This is a genomic window from Bacillus sp. cl96, from assembly GCF_900100505.1.
GTDB classification, from domain to species: Bacteria; Bacillota; Bacilli; order Bacillales; family Bacillaceae_G; genus Bacillus_A; species Bacillus_A cereus.
Map to the genome: position 1 here is coordinate 67,441 of NZ_FNDM01000009.1, position 19,506 is coordinate 86,946.

Here is a 19,506-nt window from a genome sequence, read left to right on the forward strand (position 1 = left end):
CACTTTTATACTATATAACTAACTGTCTTTATTTTATCCAATTCCAACACAAAAAAATAAAGTGGTGTTTCACCACTTTATTTTGCGTATTCCACTGCACGTGTTTCACGAATAACAGTTACTTTAATATGTCCTGGGTAATCCAGTTCATTTTCAATACGTTTTCGGATATCACGAGCTAAACGATGAGCTTCTAAGTCATCGATTGTATCTGGTTTTACCAAAATACGAACTTCACGTCCTGCTTGAATTGCAAATGACTTTTCAACGCCTTCATAAGACTCTGAAATCTCTTCTAACTTTTCAAGACGACGAATATAGTTTTCAAGTGTTTCACTACGAGCTCCCGGTCTTGCAGCTGATAAAGCATCTGCTGCTGCAACTAAAACTGCAATGATAGAAGTTGGTTCTGTGTCACCATGGTGAGATGCGATACTGTTTATAACTACAGGATGCTCTTTATATTTCGTTGCAAGTTCAACACCAATTTCAACGTGGCTTCCTTCTACTTCATGGTCAATCGCTTTTCCGATATCATGTAATAGACCTGCACGTCTTGCTAGTTTTTCATCCTCGCCAAGCTCTGCCGCCATAAGTCCAGTTAAATATGCAACTTCCATAGAGTGTTTTAAGACGTTTTGACCATAACTTGTACGGTATTTTAAACGACCTAAAATTTTAATTAAATCTGGATGTAATCCATGAACACCCACTTCAAACGTTGTTTGCTCTCCGACTTCGCGAATATACTCGTCCACTTCACGTCTTGATTTTTCGACCATCTCTTCAATACGCGCTGGGTGAATACGTCCGTCCTGTACTAGTTTATCAAGAGCGATACGAGCTGTTTCACGACGAATTGGGTCGAATCCAGAAAGGATTACTGCCTCTGGTGTATCATCGATAATTAAGTCAATACCCGTTAACGTTTCTAACGTACGAATATTACGACCTTCACGCCCGATAATACGTCCCTTCATTTCGTCATTTGGAAGATTTACAACCGAAACGGTTGTTTCAGCAACATGATCAGCTGCACATCTTTGCATTGCAAGAGATAAAATCTCTTTTGCTTTCTTATCCGCTTCTTCTTTCGCGCGAACTTCACTTTCTTTTACCATAACAGCGATTTCATGAGAAACTTCACTTTCTACTTTACCAAGAATAATTGCTTTCGCTTGTTCGCGTGTCAGATTGGAAATGCGCTCTAATTCTGTTTGTTGCTTTTGAACTAACTCTCCCACTTTGCTTTCCAACTCTTCAATCTGTTGTTGTCTCGCTACAAGAGATTCCTCTTTCTTCTCTAACTGTTGCTCGCGTTTATCGAGCGTTTCGTCTTTACGATCAAGGTTCTCTTCTTTTTGCATTAAACGATTTTCTTGTTTTTGTAATTCGCTTCTACGGTCACGAATTTCTAATTCAGCTTCTGTACGAAGTGTATGAATTTCATCCTTTGCTTCTAAAAGCGCTTCTTTCTTAAGTGCTTCAGCATCACGATTCGCTTCGTCTAAAATACGTCTCGCTTCATTAGCCGCACCATTAATCTTCGCTTCAGCAATAGACTTTCGAACAAAAAAGCCAACAACTGCACCGACTGTTGCAAGCAAAATGGAGATGAGTATCCAAACTGTACTCGTCATGATTTCACCTCCCCTTGCTATGAATGAAAAAAGACTGTCGGCATGTACATTGAATTACAACATACAGCAAAGACCGTCGTCCCGCTTTTTTAAGGGACTTTCTTCATTTCACAATTAAAATGTCATATTATTATTTCGGTAAGATTTAAACCTTACTCCGAATATTACTTCTCTTCTTGAGAAGAGTATATTGTATATAAGAAAAAATATACATTCTCATTGTATCTATCGTAATTTTCATTGTCAAGCGTTGTCTACTTTTACTTTCTTTGCCTTCAGCCTTGAATGTGACCTAAATTTTAAAAGTAAGGAGCCTACTATACTGGAAAACCTTAGTAATTCCCATTTCTTTTACTTAAAAATATTTATATATCCCTCTTTACACAACGCATTTGAAGTAAAAAAATATTTTTTATCTATAGTATTATGCTCCTTAATAGTAGATAAAAAAATAAAAGACACGAGGCCGTGTCTTTTATTTTTTTAATCAAGAAGAGTTGAATCTTCTGCGCCCTCAGCACCAGAATCTTCACTAATTCCGTGATGCTCACGAATAAAGAAAGCAATTTCTTCTCTTAAATCTGTATTTTCTTTTAAGAACTGCTTCGAATTTTCACGACCTTGTCCTAGGCGTTCTTCATTATAAGAATACCAAGCACCGCTCTTTTGAACGATATCAAGCTCAGAAGCCATATCCAAGATTTCACCTTCTCTTGAAATACCTTCTCCGTACATAATATCAACTTCAGCAACACGGAATGGTGGTGCTACTTTATTTTTCACTACTTTTACTTTTGTTTTATTACCAACGATGTCGTTACCTTGCTTTAATTGCTCCGCACGACGCACTTCAAGACGAACAGTTGAATAGAATTTCAACGCACGACCACCTGGAGTTGTTTCTGGGTTTCCGAACATAACCCCAACTTTTTCACGAATTTGGTTAATAAAGATTGCAATTGTTTTTGATTTGTTGATTGCTCCTGAAAGCTTACGAAGTGCTTGTGACATTAAACGCGCTTGTAAACCTACGTGTGAGTCACCCATGTCGCCTTCAATCTCTGCTTTCGGTACAAGAGCTGCTACAGAGTCAATTACGATAATGTCAACCGCACCACTTCGTACAAGTGCTTCCGCGATTTCTAATCCTTGCTCCCCTGTATCAGGCTGTGATAATAGTAATTCATCTATGTTAACGCCTAATTTTTGTGCATATACAGGATCCATTGCGTGCTCCGCATCGATGAATGCTGCTTGTCCACCTTGACGTTGTACTTCTGCAATTGCATGTAATGAAACTGTCGTTTTACCTGAACTTTCAGGTCCGTAAATTTCGATAATACGGCCACGTGGATATCCGCCTACCCCTAGTGCCACATCAAGTGCTAAAGAACCACTAGAAACCGTAGAAACTCTACGCTCCGCTTGTTCTCCTAATTTCATAATTGAACCTTTACCGAATTGCTTCTCTATTTGTTTTAACGCCATATCTAACGCTGCTTGACGATCACTCATTCAAAATTCCTCCTTAACTGAATTGCTAATCTTATTATACCTATTTTCAATTCAATTTGCCAACAAAAATCGAACATTTATTCGATTTTTTTATTTTCTATCAAATAATATCTAAATTTAACCGTAAAAAAACTAGAAGAAACTTATATCTCTTCTAGCTTTTTATATAAATGATAAAATCCATATTTTGCTGTTCGTTCTCTAATTTGTTGACGACTTCCGCTTAAATTAAGAGGAAAGACTACAGTTGGTTCATCCTTAATCGAAAGCCCAACAAATACTGTTCCTGGTTCTTTCTGTTCTGAAGCATCTGGCCCTGCTACCCCAGTGAAACTAATTCCAATATCCGCTTTTAGTACATCCTTAACATTTTCAGCAAGATAACGAGCACATTCTTTACTAACTGCACCATCAGTATGCAACACTTCTTCAGGCACACGTAAAACATATTGCTTCACATCATTATGATAACAAATGACACCGCCTTTAAACACAGAAGAAACACCAGCGTTTTCAGTTACTTGATTTCCAAAAAGACCACCTGTTAAACTTTCTGCACACGCTAAAGTTAACCCTTTTCTCTTCAATAACTCGATTGCCTTATAATGCAAAAATTCTTGGTCATATCCGTAGAAAAATTCTCCTACTCTTTCTAAAATCAAATCTTCCACATGTTGAATTAGTTTCTCCGCTTCGCTAACATTTTGATGCTTAGCGGTTAAACGTAATGTCACTTCTCCATCATTTGCTAACGGGGCAATTGTTGGGTTTGTTTGTCCATCAATTAAATCTTGAACTTTCACCTCTAATTGGGACTCCCCAATGCCGAAGAAACGAAGCACACGAGAATAAATGTTTTCTCCTGTTGTAAAATTACGTAAAAAAGGCTCTACGTAACTTACATACATTGGTTTCATTTCTTTTGGCGGCCCTGGTAATAAAATATAAACTTTTCCGTTCTTATTTACCCCCATACCCGGCGCCATACCGTGGTCATTTGCAAATACTGTTGCTCCATTTAAAACGAGCGCTTGCTTTTTATTATTCTCCGTAAATTCACGGCCTGTACGCTTAAAGTAATTACTTATTAAGGCTAATGCCTTTTCATCATACACAAGCTCTTCATCTAAACTAGCAGCTATCGTTTCTTTCGTTAAATCATCTTTTGTCGGTCCTAATCCGCCTGTAAAAATAAGTATATCAGCACGTTCTTCCGCAGCTTCAATCGCCTTTTGCAATCGCTTATTATTATCACCAACAACAGTATGATAGTACACGTTAATTCCGATTGAAGCTAACTTTTCAGATAAAAACTGGGCATTTGTATTTGCAATTTGTCCAAGTAATAATTCAGTTCCAACCGCAATAATCTCAGCATTCATCCCAATTCCCCCATAAACTTCTATTTTGAGTTTACAAAAGCAGCTCTATTTTTCCAGAAATAATCCCATCCTGAAATAACAGTAAAGATTAATGCAATCCATATGAAGATATCCGCAACTGGAATATGGATTAAATTTAAAGGTACATCGTGTAATAAATATGCTGCAATCGCAATAATTTGTGTCCATGTCTTAATTTTTCCTAGCTGGTTTGCTGCAACTACTTCCCCTGTTCCAGCAAGTACAAGACGTAAACCAGTTACCGCAAACTCACGACTGATAATTACAATAACAATCCAAGCCGGTACATATTGCATCTCTACCAATGTAATAAGTGCTGCCGAAACAAGTAATTTATCAGCTAACGGGTCAAGAAACTTCCCTAAATTCGTTACAAGATTATATTTTCTTGCGTAATGTCCATCAATCCAATCTGTAGCTGAAGCAATGATAAAGATAAGTGCCCCCACTAAATGTTGAATCGGTAAATCAACATCACCAATTTTGTATGAACCCCAATCAAAGGGTGCTAACATAATTACCATAAAAATTGGAATTAAGAAGATTCTAGATATTGTAATTTTATTTGGTAAATTCACAGCTATTCCTCCATCATATCAAAAACATTTGTTCATCGAAAAAAAGTCATCGAAGCGATGACTGTTATTGTGCAGGTTGCTCTATCCCTTGGTTTTTTATCACCAATCTTTGGTGAAGTTCTTTTTCTGGATCCAATGGATAAGCGACCACTTGGCCATTCAGTTTAACTTCAACATTCGTTGCATTTCCAATATTAAGTCGCACTTCTTTTAATGTTGATACATCACGTTTTTCTATTTGGCCCTCTTGTACTGTAGCGTTTAGAATCACATTCCCAGCATCATCTTTAACATCTACATAACTCGCACCTTTACCCGATAATTCCAGTTCTAATGTTTTATTATTATGAATTTCCAAAGTAGATACCTTTCCAGTTGTTCCAACTACTTTCACTTCTTGCTGTCCAGTTGGTTGTGCTGGTTGCTCCTCTTTCTTTGGTTCTTCTTTCTTTGGTTCCTCTTTTTTTGGCTCTTCCGCTTTCACTTCATCTTTCTTCGTATCTAACGGAGAATCTTTCGCTTTTTGAACTTCAATTTTCTCACTTTGAGCACTCGGAACTTTTTCATCATCTTTTCCAGTTAACGCTTGAAACACAAACCAGATTACCACTCCAACTGCGATTACTAACAGCGCAACTAAGATTTTCGGCATGTGATCTGCAATTGGCCATGATGAAGATTTTTGCATTGTTTCTTGTGTTTTTTGTCCCGTTGATACTTGTGGAACTTCACGCTTTTCAGATTGTGGTATCGTACTCTGATGTTCTACGAGCAGTTCCTCTCCATTTAATCCAACCGCATCTGCGTATTGTTTAATGAATGCACGCGCATAAAAAGCTCCTGGCAATACATCATAATTGCCTTCTTCAATTGCCACTAAATGGCGTTTTTGAATTTTTGTAATCTCATGCAGCTGATCAATAGACAAGCCTTTCGCTTCTCTTGCTTCTTTCAGCTTTTGTCCCAATTCCGTCACTACTAACACCTCAATATTTCTTTAAAAGTCAAACATAGAGAAATTATTTTGCGTACCTTGCTCAATTTCATCTACTAAATTATATTGAATTTCTTCATCATAATCGTTACGCAACTCGATAATATAATCAAAATCATCCAATGTGTATTCTGACTGACTCACAAATACATCAGGATGTTCCACAACTTTCGTTGCAGGCAATCTCATAATTTCACGAACGAGCTGCCAATGTCTTTCGTTAGCACGCTTCGTTGACACAATTCCATCTAGGATGAAAATATTGTCATCGCTATACTCATCTTCAATTAATTGACTACGAACAGTTTGCTTAATAAGAGTAGATGATACAAATAACCACCTTTTATTTGCACAAACACTTGCAGCAACAATGGATTCTGTTTTTCCGACACGAGGCATTCCGCGTATCCCAATTAGTTTATGGCCTTCTTTTTTCATAATTTCTGCCATAAAGTCTACAAGTAAGCCTAATTCATCACGCACAAATCGAAATGTTTTCTTATCATCTGCATCTCGTTGTATGTACCTACCATGTCTAACCGCTAGCTTATCTCTTAGCTTGGGCGGACGATATTTCGTTACCGTTATGTTATCCATCGTATTTAAAATTGATTCAAGTCTAGAGATTTGCTCTTGATTATCACACATAAGAAGTAACCCACGTCGTGCATTATCTACACCATTAATTGTGACAATATTAATGCCGAGCATACCGATTAACGAAGAAACGTCACCAAGCAAGCCAGGTCGGTTTTTATGTATTTCATATTCAAAATACCATTCAATCATCCAAGATCACTCCCCTTGCTTACTTTACACCTACGTACTATATTATATGATTTCACCTTAATAGGGAAGCTAAATGTATAATCTACCCTGTGTAATTATTATACAAAAAAAGTAGAGAGGAGAATCTCCTCTCTACTTTTACTTATGTTGTACGAACTTAACCATTAAATTTGCAATTGTATGTTGCTCCTGTTCATCAGCAACTTTCCAAAGCTCAGCTAATAATTTCTCTTGGTCATTGCGTCCTTCTACCTCATTAGCAAGATAGTCGCCAACACGAAACGCCATATCTGATACCGCACCGCCATCTAAACCTTTGTCTTGCGCTTGCTCTAAACGTTCTCCTAAAAAGCTCTTCCACTGATCAAAATTATCTAATACTGACATAATTAAGCACCTCACTATTGAGTAATAAAATCATCCTTAATTTGTGCAACTATTCATTTTTTATGTAAGAATTTTTTAGCAGTGCCAACCGCCATTCACTCCGATAATTTGTCCAGTTATGTAAGACGCTCCTGGTGATACGAGGAATGAAACTGTTTTCGCTACTTCTTCTGGTAATCCTATTCTACCTAATGGTATATCTTCAGCAATTCCCATTTTATCTTCTTCAGAAAAAACACTTAACATTTCCGTTTCAATTGCTCCTGGTGCTACTGCATTCACACGTAATCCACTTAAAGAAACTTCTTTCGCTAAAGCTTTCACATATGAATTTTGTGCCCCTTTTACCATTGAATAAAGCACTTCACAAGAAGCCCCTATTTGTCCCCATATAGATGAAACAATTACAATATTACCTCTTCTTCTCCCGATCATAGGCGGAAGTGCCATAGAAAGTAATTTATATACGTTCTTCACTTGAAGTTCTACCATATAATCCAATTCATCGTTTGTTACATCTGTTACTAGTCCAAAAATACTCTTCCCAGCTGCGTATACAATAACATCAATAGGATGTTCAATTTGTCCCCACAATTGCTCTGCTCCATCACTAGAAGCTAAATTCGCTTGAACAGGGATAACTTCTCCCCATGCCTTCTGCAATTCCAATACCTTTTCTTCACTGTTATTGTAATGAACATAAACTGTATATCCATCTTGAATTAATTGTTTCGAAATAGCAGAGCCAATTCCTCCGCTCCCTCCAGTTACTAACGCATACTTTTTCATAAAGTCCCTCTCTTATCTCTACAAGTTCAATTTTCACATAACTAAATAATACCCTCATCTTACAATTTTTCAATGATAAGATGAGGGTATCTTTTTAATTTTATTTTTTCGGTAACACCTGACAAATACTCATTTTGTCTTCTGATAACAATAATTTCGCTACTTCTTGTAAGTCTTGAACGGTTAGTCCTTCTAATACAGTCAATGCGTCAAATAGGCTAGATTCATTAAACGCGTATCGTGTAAATTGATTTGCAATATATTCTGGTGAATTCAACGAGCGTAAAAAACCACCAATTTTCTTTTTCTTCACTCGTTCTAATGCCGCCGCATCTAATTGATCATAATCTGTTTTTAATAAAATATCTTTTAAACGATTTGCCAATTCATCAGGTTGTTTCGTATCACCGCCAACCATTGCAAAACCGAAGTTATTTTCTTCTGTATAGTCATACGAGAATGAATCATCAATAAGCCCTTCATTATATAAAGTTTCGTAATGAACAGAACTTTTCCCAAATAAATAATCTAAGAGTAACGTAAGCGCAATTTCTTGTTTTAAAAGCGCTTGCCCCTTTTCCTTTAAATTAGTCGCTTTAATACCAACTAAACATTTCGGTGTTTGCACAGGCATTGAAATAATTTTTTTCTTTTCATTTACCTCATTTGGTTCTTCTTCAAATGAACGCACAATTTCTGGCTGGTTTTTATAATCTTTTTTCGCTTGATTTTCACGTACTAAATCCATTGTTTTCTCTGGATCAATTGCACCCACAACAAATAATAACATATTGCTCGGATGATAAAATGTTTCATAACATTCATACAATAAATCTTTCGTAATTTTACTAATAGATTCGATTGTCCCTGCAATATCAATTTTAATTGGGTGTTTTACAAACAAGCTATCAATTAACCCGAAGTACAAACGCCAATCTGGGTTATCTTGATACATTTGAATTTCTTGCCCAATTATCCCCTTCTCTTTTTCAACCGTTTTTTCAGAGAAATAAGGCTCTTGCACGAAGTTTAGCAATGTATTTAAATTTTGTTCTACGTTTGAAGTACATGAAAAAAGGTAAGCTGTTCGTGTAAAGGATGTAAAAGCATTTGCCGATGCTCCTTGTTTACTAAACAATTGGAAAGCATCGTGATCTTCTTTTTCAAATAATTTATGCTCAAGAAAATGTGCAATTCCATCAGGCACACGAATCATTTCTTCTTTCCCTAATGGTACAAATGTATTATCTACAGAACCATATTTCGTCGTAAACGTCGCAAATGTTTTATTAAATCCTTGTTTCGGTAAAACATATACATCTAATCCATTAGGAAGTTTTTCATAATAGAGTGTTTCTTTTAATTGCTCATAAACAATTTTCTCCATTTACTCTCCCTCCGTTCCTTGTAAAAAGTAAATTGTGTCTAGTTCAATATTTTTAGCAACTTTTACAATTTCTTCTTTCGTCACACTTTCTATACCTGTAAGCCATTCTTCAACTGGACGTGTACGATCTGAAATAATACCATGATATAGCATTTCTACAAAGCCACGTGGTGTATCAATTGCCTCTAATATTTGATTTTGGATGACACTTTTTGTTTGATGTATTTCTTCTTCAGAAAACTCTCCGTTTTGCATCGCAAGCATTTGTTCTTTAATAATCTCAACTGCTTTTTCATAATTTTTCGCTTCGATTCCTGACATAACAAATAATAAACCTTTATGACTTTCAAAGCGCGATGCTGCATAGTACGCTAAACTATTTTTTTCACGCACATTTACGAATAACTTCGAATGAGAAAAGCCACCAAACAATCCATTGAACAATTGCAATGCAAAATAATCTTCATCTTTATATGTGACAAATGTACGATAACCGATGTGTAATTTACTTTGTTTTAATTCTTGTTTTTCAACAACTTCTTTTTCTTCATTATTTCGTCTATGAAGGAGTACATTTCTTTCTCTCACTGGACGAGTTGAAATAGAAAAATACTTACTTACAAGATCAACGGCGTTTTCTGAAATATCACCAATAATATATAGATCCATTTCATCTTCCGCTAACACCTTTTGATAATATTGATACAAACTTTCATTTGTAATAGACATAACACTCTCTTTTTTTCCATTTGCACTTAAACGATACGGTTCTACTTTGCACATTTCTTCAATTAAACGCTCGTTTGCATAACGCATTTTATCATCATAAGTAGCTTCAATTCTCTGTAACAGTGCTCTTTTTTCACTTTCTACGATAGAAGATAGGAAACCGTTCCCCTCCGTTGCTGGATGTAACACAATATCTGACAACATAGAAAGCGCTTTTTCAAATAACGGTGGTGCATCATGTAAATAAACTTCATTTGCAATGTCTACATAAATGGAGATAATATGGTCTTCCCCTTTTTTACTTACATCTACCGCTAAAGAAGATCCGTATAATTCTTCTAAATATTGACGAAGACGAATTACAGAAGGTAATTTTTCTGTCGCACTTTGCAATACGTATGGCAATAGGGCACGCTCTGTCACCGTCTCCTCATTTAAAGGCGCTTTAAAACGAAATACAAAGGTATTCGTTTTATATTTATCAGTCGGAATAATATGTACGCGCAAACCACCTAACTCATGTAGTTGTTGTTCCATTAGTTTCATTTATAGCCCTCCTTTACGTATATAGGAATATTCCTCTTCAATATACAGTTTTTAGAAATAAAAAATCAACTTTTCTCCCTTATTATGCTTACATATGATTCTTTCTAAAAACTTTAATATGTAAGGAACATAGTAAAATTCCGTATTAAATATATTCTATGTAAAAAAGCCCACACTAATGTGCGAGCTTTTTTATACTTATAAAATACTTATCGTTTTCCTTTTTCATAAGGAGTTCCTAAAGCTTTCGGAGCTTCAGAACGACCTACAAAACCAACAAGCGCTAATATTGTGAATATATATGGTAATATCGTTAATAAAACACTTGGAATTTGATCTAATACAGGGATTGTTCCGCCCGTTACACTTAGAGATTGCGCAAAACCAAAGAATAGAGCTGCACCTAGTGCGCCTAGTGGATTCCACTTTCCAAAAATCATAGCAGCTAAAGCTAAGAAACCTTGTCCTGTAATAGTTGCCCCTGAGAAGTTATTAGAAATTGACATTGCAAAAATCGCTCCACCAATTCCAGCAAACACTCCTGAAATACAGACTCCAATATAGCGCATTTTATATACGTTAATCCCCATCGTATCCGCTGCCATTGGGTGTTCACCAACAGCACGTAGACGAAGACCGAACGGTGTTTTATAAATAACATACCAAACAACGAATGCTAAAATAATGGCAATATATGACGTTATTGGTACGTTCGAGAAAAATATTTTCCCTAAAACCGGAATATCCGAAAGGCCTGGAATATCAATCTTTTCAATACGATACTGAATAAAGTCAGTCTGCCCTTTATCAAAAATCTTCTTAATTGCAAATACTGTTAAACCAAGAGATAAGAAGTTAATGGCTACACCACTTACAACTTGATCTGCTCGGAATGTAATAGAAGCTACCGCATGAAGTAATGCAAATAATCCACTACCAATTGCCGCAAATAGTAACGCAATCCACGGAGTCATCGTTCCCCAAGTATCACCCATTAATAAGTTTGTAACGACTCCAATAAATGCACCAAATAGCATTAGTCCTTCTAATCCGATGTTTACAACACCCGATCGTTCACTAAATACACCACCTAGTGCTGTGAAAATGATAGGTGCCGATGTATATAACGTACCCGTCACAAGAATGGCTAATATATCTAAAAAGCTCATTTATTTCCCCTCCTTGCTCATGCGTGTAAGCGCCCATCTTAACACATAACTACATGCAACAAAGAAGATGATACATGCAATAATTACATTAATAAGCTCTGACGGTACATCTGCCTCAAAGTTCATTTGAGGGGAAGCACTTTTCAAACCACCAAATAATAAAGCTGAAAGGATTATACCAAACGGATTATTCCCTCCAAGTAATGCTACGGCAATCCCATCAAATCCTACTCCTGTAAACGAAGACATCGCTGTCATACTCTGGAATGTCCCTAATCCTTCCATCGCTCCACCAATCCCCGCAAATGCACCAGCAATTGTCATGGAGAATACTACATTACGAGAAACTTTCATACCTGCATATTGAGAAGCATGCTGATTAAATCCTACTGACTTTAATTCGTAACCTAAAGTTGTTCGATCTAATAAGAACCACATTAAAATAGCGATTAAAATTGCTACAATAATTCCCCAGTGTAGACGTGAACCATCAGTAATAGAAGCAAGCCAGTCTGAAGATAGTGACGCACTCTCTTTAATATCATACGTTTTGTCATTACCCGCATGTAAGAAACGCTTAATGATGTCATACGTTACATACAAAGCGATATAGTTCATCATAATAGTTACAATAACTTCATTCACTTGAAACTTCCCTTTTAAATATCCCGGAATGAAGCCCCAAATTCCGCCCACCAATGCTGCAAATAAAATAGATAATGGAATATGAAGGAAAGCTGGTAGTGAGACTGCATAACCGAACCAAACCGCTGCAAGCCAACCAACTAACAATTGACCCTCTACCCCGATATTAAATAAACCTGTACGAAATGCAAACGCCACCGATAAGCCAGCAAGAATAAGCGGTATCATTGTACGAAGCGTTTCACCAATCGCACTTGCGCTGCCGAACATTCCTGTCCAAAGTGCACTATAACCAACAATTGGATCATAGCCACTAACTAGCATTACAATCGCTCCTACAAGTAAGCCGAAAATAACGGATAGTACTGGGACTAAAATATTTATCGTTCGTTCTGTTAAAAGCTTTTTAGCCATTTGTACCCACCTGCTCCTTCTTTGTTCCTCCAGCCATTAACAATCCAAGCTGTTGTTCATTCGTTTCTTTCGCATCAACTATTGCTACAATTTCCCCTTCATAAATAACAGCAATTCGATCGCTAACATTTAAGATTTCATCTAATTCTAATGATAAAAGTAATACACCTTTTCCTTTATCCCTTTGCTCTATTAATCTCTTATGAATAAATTCAATTGCTCCTACATCTAAACCACGTGTTGGCTGTGCCGCAATTAATAAATCTGGATTTCGGTCTACTTCACGTGCAATAATTGCTTTTTGTTGATTCCCCCCAGATAGAGCGCGTGCTAACGTTTGCTCACTAGGTGTACGCACATCAAACTGTTCAATAAGAGCCTTTGCTTTTTCTGTAATTTTGCTGAAATTTAAAATCCCTTTCTTTGAAAATGGATTTTTATAATACGTTTGCAGAACTATATTATCTCTAACAGAAAAATCAAGAACGAGTCCGTGTTTATGACGATCTTCTGGAATATGACCAATTCCTTCTTCTGTTATTCTTCTAACAGGCCAATTTGTTATTTCTTTTCCTTTAATTGCAATAGAACCTGACTCAACTTTTCGTAAACCAGTAATTGCTTCTATTAATTCACTTTGTCCGTTTCCATCAATCCCTGCAATCCCAACAATTTCCCCCGCACGAACAGTTAAGTCAAGGCCTTTTACAGCAGGTAGTTGACGTGCATCGTGAACAACAAGGTTTGCAATTGAAAGTACCTCTTCTTTTGGCTTCGCGTCTATTTTTTCTGTTTTAAAATTCACTTGACGTCCGACCATTAATTCTGCAAGTTTATTTTCATCCGTATTTGCAACGTCAACCGTTCCAATCCCTTTTCCTTTACGAATAATCGTACAACGATCGCAAACTTCCATAATTTCTTTCAACTTATGTGTAATAAGAACAATAGATTTTCCTTCTTGCACAAGCTTTTTCATAATTTGAATTAGCTCATGAATTTCTTGCGGTGTTAACACAGCTGTTGGTTCATCAAATATTAAAATTTCTGCACCGCGGTAAAGAGTTTTCAAAATCTCAACACGCTGCTGCATACCAACTGAAATATCCTGTATTTTCGCATATGGATCTACAGATAAACCGTATTGTTCAGACAGTTTTTGAATTTCTTTAGCAGCTTCCTCAACAGCAATTTTCCCTTTTTTCTTCGGTTCATTTCCGAGAATAATATTCTCTGTAACTGTAAAATTATGAACAAGCATAAAGTGTTGATGGACCATTCCAATACCAAGGTCATTTGCTATATTCGGATTTGTGATTTTTACAGGTTTACCTTTAATTTTAATTTCACCCTGCTCTGGTTGGTACAAACCAAATAGTACATTCATCAATGTGGATTTCCCTGCACCATTTTCTCCAAGTAAAGCATGTATCTCACCCTGCTTTACTTGCAGCGTAATATCATCATTCGCTACAATGCCTGGGAATACTTTCGTAATGTTATTCATCTCAATTACGTATTCCATTGTGTTCCTCCTTTTAACAGGGAACATTCCCTATTACACTATTAACTTATTAAGCAATTCGGAAGTTTTATACATACAAAGGTTAGTTCTATGAACTAACCTTTGCTATTTCTCTATTTATTTTTTTAGAGAAGCTTCATATTCTTTATACTCTTTATCTGTAGCTGGCACTTTAATTTCACCGGCTGTAATTTTCTTTTCAAGCTCTTCTACTTTTGTTAAAATTTCAGGGTTAACTTTTTTCACGTTATCAGTTGTTTTTGAAATACCAATACCGTCATCTTTTAAGCCAAACTCTTCAATTTTCCCGCCTTTTAAATTCCCATCTTTTGCTTCTTTAGCTACTTTTTCTACTGCTACATCAACACGTTTAATCATTGAAGTTAATGTTACATTTTCAGGCATACCTTCTTGATGTTGGTCACGGTCAACACCGATTACCCAAACATTTTCACCTTTTTTCTTACGGTTTTTCGCTTCTGTGAACACACCGTTACCTGTACCACCAGCAGCATGATAAATTACGTCTACGCCTTGACCATACATTGCTGAAGCAAGAACTGTACCTTTTTCAGGCTTATCGAATGCTTCTGCATATTCAGATACGATTTCAATGTTTGGATTTACTGCCTTTGCACCAGCTTTAAATCCATTTTCAAATTTACTAATTAAATCACTTTTCATTCCACCAACAAATCCTACTTTATTCGATTTTGTTGACATAGCTGCTACCGCACCTACAAGGAATGATCCTTCATGATCTTTAAACGTAATGCTCGTTACGTTCGGTGCATCTACAACAGTATCTACGATTGCAAATTGTTGTTTTGAAGATTCTTTTGCTACTTCTTTAATTGCACCTTCTAATTTATAACCAATTCCGAATGTTAAATCATATTTATCTTTTGAGAATTTTTTTAAATTCGGAATATAATCAGCTTCTTTTTCAGACTGAAGGTAACGATAATTTGTCTTTTCTTTTAAACCATTATCTTTACCAAACTTTTGTAACCCTTCCCAAGAAGATTGGTTAAATGACTTATCATCAACGCCCCCAACATCCGTTACGAGACCAACCTTGAAGTCTTTATTGTCTTTCGTGTCTTTCTTGTCACTGCTCGCCTTATCCGAGTTACCACATGCACCTAAAACTGTACTTGCTGCTAAAGTTAATGATAATAAAAGGCCTGCTTTTTTCTTCATACTAGAAACCCCTCCAAAAATGATATATATTTATTTATTCTTACGCTGCTGTTCCTTACTTCTTGCTGTCACCTCCCTAAAAAGGAATTTACCTACATACGCTTTCTTAATACGTGGAAGCTAAATTTATCAGCTCTAAAGTAATTGATAGAATATAAGATTGGCTCATCATTTTGATCATAGTGCATTTGTTTTAATACAAGCAGTGCTGTTTCAGGCTCACATTCTAAAATTGGTGAGATTTTAGGGTGATAGCCAATTGGCTCAATGTGAGCAACCGCATATGTTATGCGCTTATGCGTGTTATTATGTATCACCGTTAATAATGATTCCTCATTGTAACCCGATAAGTCTGGCAATATTTCTTTTGCAAGTTTATCGATACAATACACAACAGGTTCCCCATCTGCTGTACGCACGCGTTCAATCATCACTGCATTAAAACCATCTTCACTATTAAACTTCTCTTTTTCCTCTTCTGTTAAAGTTGTAGTAGATGATGATAAAAAGATTGTTCCTGGTGTTTTCCCCACACTAGAAATCATATCTGTAATACTAGAAAGTTGTTCTATTCCAGAAGAAAATAATGGCTTTGCATTTACAAATGTCCCTACACCATGTCTACGAATGACAACATTTTCTTCTTCTAAAATACGCAACGCTTCCCTTAAAGTCGCTCTACTTACGCCAAGTTCTTTCGCTAAATCAAACTCTGATGGTAACTTTTGTCGTTCTTTATAAGCGCCATCTTTAATTTTTTCTTTGATGTGATCAATCACCCGTAGATATAGGTGACGACTATCAGATTTTACTGACATAAGACTCCCCCGCATTTCAATTATTCGACCTCTGATGTAAGACTTCTTTTCTCTTTTTTCAACTTACAACATAGTACAAATGACTAAACACCAAAATAAGTGCAATTGTCGAATAAATAATAATAATTTTTTAAAATAAAATTTTCACTCTTTATTGCATAAAAAAAACTTTGCACCATAAACATTCCTCATTTCGAGAAAAAGTTCGGCACAAAGATCCTTTACATCCTTTGTTACACACTTTTCCCCTCATAGTCTAGCAATTCATGGTTGCCAGGTAGAAACTTATGGACCTTATCTCCAAGATTATATGAGGCAGTGATTCTTTTCGAAGTAATCTTACCACTTGCTCTCATACGTGTCAACAAAATCTAACATTTTTCTGCATTAAATATCGAACATTTACATAAAACATACTCAAAGTATTCGTATTCTAAAGGGCACCCCTAAATGTAAGCCCTTTCTTTATCGCTGAGTATAGTATATAACAAAAACACTATATAAAAAAGCCTAATTGTAAAAACAATTAGGCTTTTTTTAAGAACTTTTTTCTTGTACATCACTAATGAGTACTTCTCTCGGTTTACTCCCTTCATACGGACCTACTACACCATTCATTTCCATTGCATCAATTAGGCGAGCAGCTCGCGTATAACCTACTCTAAACCTACGTTGTAACATAGAAACAGATGCTGTTTGCATTTCCACTACAAGTTGAACCGCTTCATCATATAATTCATCTTCTACTTCCTGCTTCGTATCAGGAACATCTTGCGGAATCATATCTTCTTGATATTGTGCTTTTTGCTGTCCAATAACATATTCTACAACTCTCTCAACTTCATCATCTGATAAAAATGCGCCTTGTACACGTACAGGTTTCGATGCACCAATTGGTATAAACAGCATGTCTCCACGACCTAGTAGCTTCTCTGCACCACCACCGTCAAGAATTGTACGAGAATCTGTTTGAGAAGATACAGCGAATGCAATACGTGACGGAATATTCGCTTTAATAACTCCCGTAATTACATCAACTGATGGGCGTTGCGTTGCAATAATTAAATGAATACCGGCAGCACGAGCCATTTGCGCTAGACGCATAATCGCATCCTCTACATCCGACGAAGCAACCATCATTAAATCTGCTAACTCGTCCACAATTACGACAATATAAGGTAATTCCGGTTGTTTCGCTTCTGACTGATTATTATGCTCTTTTATATAATCATTATATCCTTCAATATTTCGCGTGCCACTATGAGCAAATAACTCATAACGGCGCTCCATTTCACTCACAACTTTTTTCAATGCTTGCGATGCCTTTTTCGGATCCGTTACAACTGGTGTTAACAAATGAGGCACACCGTTATATACATTTAACTCTACCATTTTCGGATCAATCATCATTAATTTTACTTCATGTGGTTTTGCACGCATTAAAATACTAACAATAATACCGTTAATACATACACTTTTCCCGCTACCTGTCGCACCTGCCACTAGCAAATGGGGCATTTTATTTAAGCGGGCTAATACAGCTTCACCTGTAATATCTCGTCCAAGACCTATTAACAACTTCTCTTCCGGATGATTGTTAGCTTTAGAATCAAGAACTTCTCTAAGCGTTACCATGGAGACTTCTGAGTTCGGAACTTCAATTCCTACAGCTGATTTCCCGGGAATAGGCGCTTCAATACGAATGTCCTTTGCAGCTAAAGCAAGGGCTAAATCATCACTTAAACCGACGATTTTGCTTACCTTTACTCCCATATCAGGATACACTTCATATTTTGTAACTGCAGGACCTCTATGTACTTTTGTTACTTTCGCTTTCACTCCGAAACTTTGGAAAGTACGTTCTAATTTACGAGCATTCTCATAAATTTCCGCATTTTCATTTGTAACTTGCTTATTCTTTGGAAATTTCAATATATCAAGCGCAGGAAGCTTGTAATCTTTATTTTCTACATTTGAAAATTGCATAGGAGGTGCTTGCGCTTCACTCTCTAACGATTCAACAATTTTTTCTCCACGCTTTTTCTTTGGTTCTTCAATTGGCGGAGTCTCTTCAATAAACGGTGAAGTGATCAACTCTTCTTGCTCTACTTCGATTCGTTTATCCTCTTCTTCATTTACAGGATAATTCTCAGTGAAATTCGAAATAATCGGAGGATCAATTGAGATTTCTTCCATCGGCTCAATAATTTCTTCTTGTTCTGCAGCACGTTTGCTTCTTGTGCTTCTTGTTGTTTTTTTCTTTTCTGTTTGTTCAGCCGTTCTTTTGGCTCTCCAATCTTTATAATCCCCTTGCATCACTTGAAACTGACTTCTAAGAATTCTACCAACTGGAGCTAACACTTCTCCAATATGCTTATTTGTTATACAAAGTATACCGAGAATAACTAGAATAATACCAATGATATAAGCTCCTACTTCGTCAAATAAGAAGTAACATGTTGCGAACATAAGCGCACCAAACATACCACCACCTAAATGAACGCTATCTGGCCCCTTTTTCATTTCAAGAAAGAAGTTATCTTTCGTACTCACAATAACAGAAGTATTTTGCACTGCTCCATCTTTTGTAAGAAGGTTAAATAATGTAATATGACTAAACATTAATATCGCCAATACAATTAAATAAAATCCAATTAATCGTTTATTTAAAAGGTTCGGCCATCCGCGTTTTATAACAAAGGAAACCGATAAAGCTATTACACCTAACACACCAATTATGTACCACTCACCAAAGAAGAAGCGAAAAAATAACACAAACGATTTCCCTACAACGCCTAGCTGTAAAATCGTAATGATTGAAAGTGCAAAAAGAGTTAAACCGACGATTTCATAATACAAAGTTGGCTTTATCGTACGTCTTGCCTTTGCCTTCGTCCCTCTTTGCTTTTGTTTTGCCATCTCTTCACCTCGTGTTCTACATATAAGTAAAGCTCCCTTCAAAACGCTCTATTTAT

At 36.3% G+C, this 19,506-nt stretch carries 16 protein-coding genes and 1 riboswitch; all 16 genes read right to left on the reverse strand.

What is annotated here, in order from left to right; genetic code table 11:
• Positions 1-77: 77 nt before the first annotated feature.
• Complete coding sequence (gene rny / locus BLT20_RS19365) at positions 78-1,640, reverse strand: ribonuclease Y (RefSeq protein WP_000204911.1); 1,563 nt, start codon at positions 1,638-1,640, stop codon at positions 78-80.
• A gap of 483 nt (positions 1,641-2,123) precedes the next feature.
• Complete coding sequence (gene recA / locus BLT20_RS19370) at positions 2,124-3,155, reverse strand: recombinase RecA (protein WP_001283860.1); 1,032 nt, start codon at positions 3,153-3,155, stop codon at positions 2,124-2,126.
• 143 nt (positions 3,156-3,298) lie between these two features.
• Complete coding sequence (gene cinA, locus BLT20_RS19375; RefSeq protein WP_000990690.1) at positions 3,299-4,537, reverse strand: competence/damage-inducible protein CinA; 1,239 nt, start codon at positions 4,535-4,537, stop codon at positions 3,299-3,301.
• A 20-nt stretch (positions 4,538-4,557) separates the two neighbouring features.
• Complete coding sequence (pgsA, locus tag BLT20_RS19380) at positions 4,558-5,136, reverse strand: CDP-diacylglycerol--glycerol-3-phosphate 3-phosphatidyltransferase (RefSeq protein ID WP_001052967.1); 579 nt, start codon at positions 5,134-5,136, stop codon at positions 4,558-4,560.
• A gap of 64 nt (positions 5,137-5,200) precedes the next feature.
• The gene (locus BLT20_RS19385; protein WP_000137461.1) at positions 5,201-6,112 is read right to left on the reverse strand and encodes a helix-turn-helix domain-containing protein; all 912 of its coding nucleotides are present in this window, start codon (positions 6,110-6,112) and stop codon (positions 5,201-5,203) included.
• Positions 6,113-6,133: 21 nt separating this feature from the next.
• The gene (locus tag BLT20_RS19390; protein WP_000574107.1) at positions 6,134-6,919 is read right to left on the reverse strand and encodes a DUF3388 domain-containing protein; all 786 of its coding nucleotides are present in this window, start codon (positions 6,917-6,919) and stop codon (positions 6,134-6,136) included.
• Positions 6,920-7,057: 138 nt separating this feature from the next.
• The gene (locus tag BLT20_RS19395; protein WP_000114450.1) at positions 7,058-7,306 is read right to left on the reverse strand and encodes a DUF3243 domain-containing protein; all 249 of its coding nucleotides are present in this window, start codon (positions 7,304-7,306) and stop codon (positions 7,058-7,060) included.
• A 75-nt stretch (positions 7,307-7,381) separates the two neighbouring features.
• A complete protein-coding gene (gene ymfI, locus BLT20_RS19400) occupies positions 7,382-8,095 on the reverse strand; it encodes an elongation factor P 5-aminopentanone reductase (protein ID WP_000759603.1) in 714 nt (237 codons plus the stop codon).
• Positions 8,096-8,195: 100 nt separating this feature from the next.
• Positions 8,196-9,482, reverse strand: coding sequence for an EF-P 5-aminopentanol modification-associated protein YfmH (gene yfmH, locus BLT20_RS19405; RefSeq protein ID WP_000411976.1), 1,287 nt, complete (start codon positions 9,480-9,482; stop codon positions 8,196-8,198).
• On the reverse strand, positions 9,483-10,757 hold the full coding sequence (gene yfmF / locus BLT20_RS19410) for an EF-P 5-aminopentanol modification-associated protein YfmF (RefSeq protein ID WP_000772418.1): 1,275 nt from the start codon (positions 10,755-10,757) through the stop codon (positions 9,483-9,485).
• A gap of 209 nt (positions 10,758-10,966) precedes the next feature.
• On the reverse strand, positions 10,967-11,926 hold the full coding sequence (locus BLT20_RS19415; protein WP_000008856.1) for an ABC transporter permease: 960 nt from the start codon (positions 11,924-11,926) through the stop codon (positions 10,967-10,969).
• Entirely contained in the window at positions 11,927-12,985 is a 1,059-nt protein-coding gene (locus tag BLT20_RS19420) for an ABC transporter permease (RefSeq protein WP_001085254.1), read from the reverse strand.
• Complete coding sequence (locus tag BLT20_RS19425) at positions 12,978-14,510, reverse strand: ABC transporter ATP-binding protein (protein WP_000456914.1); 1,533 nt, start codon at positions 14,508-14,510, stop codon at positions 12,978-12,980. The genes BLT20_RS19420 and BLT20_RS19425 overlap by 8 nt, the downstream gene beginning before the upstream one ends.
• A 117-nt stretch (positions 14,511-14,627) precedes the next feature.
• Positions 14,628-15,713: a BMP family lipoprotein gene (locus BLT20_RS19430; protein WP_000725771.1), complete on the reverse strand. Its 1,086-nt coding sequence runs from the start codon at positions 15,711-15,713 to the stop codon at positions 14,628-14,630.
• 92 nt (positions 15,714-15,805) lie between these two features.
• On the reverse strand, positions 15,806-16,531 hold the full coding sequence (locus BLT20_RS19435; RefSeq protein ID WP_000114182.1) for a GntR family transcriptional regulator: 726 nt from the start codon (positions 16,529-16,531) through the stop codon (positions 15,806-15,808).
• 232 nt (positions 16,532-16,763) lie between these two features.
• Positions 16,764-16,865, reverse strand: a riboswitch (purine riboswitch).
• A gap of 203 nt (positions 16,866-17,068) precedes the next feature.
• The gene (locus tag BLT20_RS19445; protein WP_001118780.1) at positions 17,069-19,450 is read right to left on the reverse strand and encodes a DNA translocase FtsK; all 2,382 of its coding nucleotides are present in this window, start codon (positions 19,448-19,450) and stop codon (positions 17,069-17,071) included.
• Between the last annotated feature and the right edge of the window lie 56 nt (positions 19,451-19,506).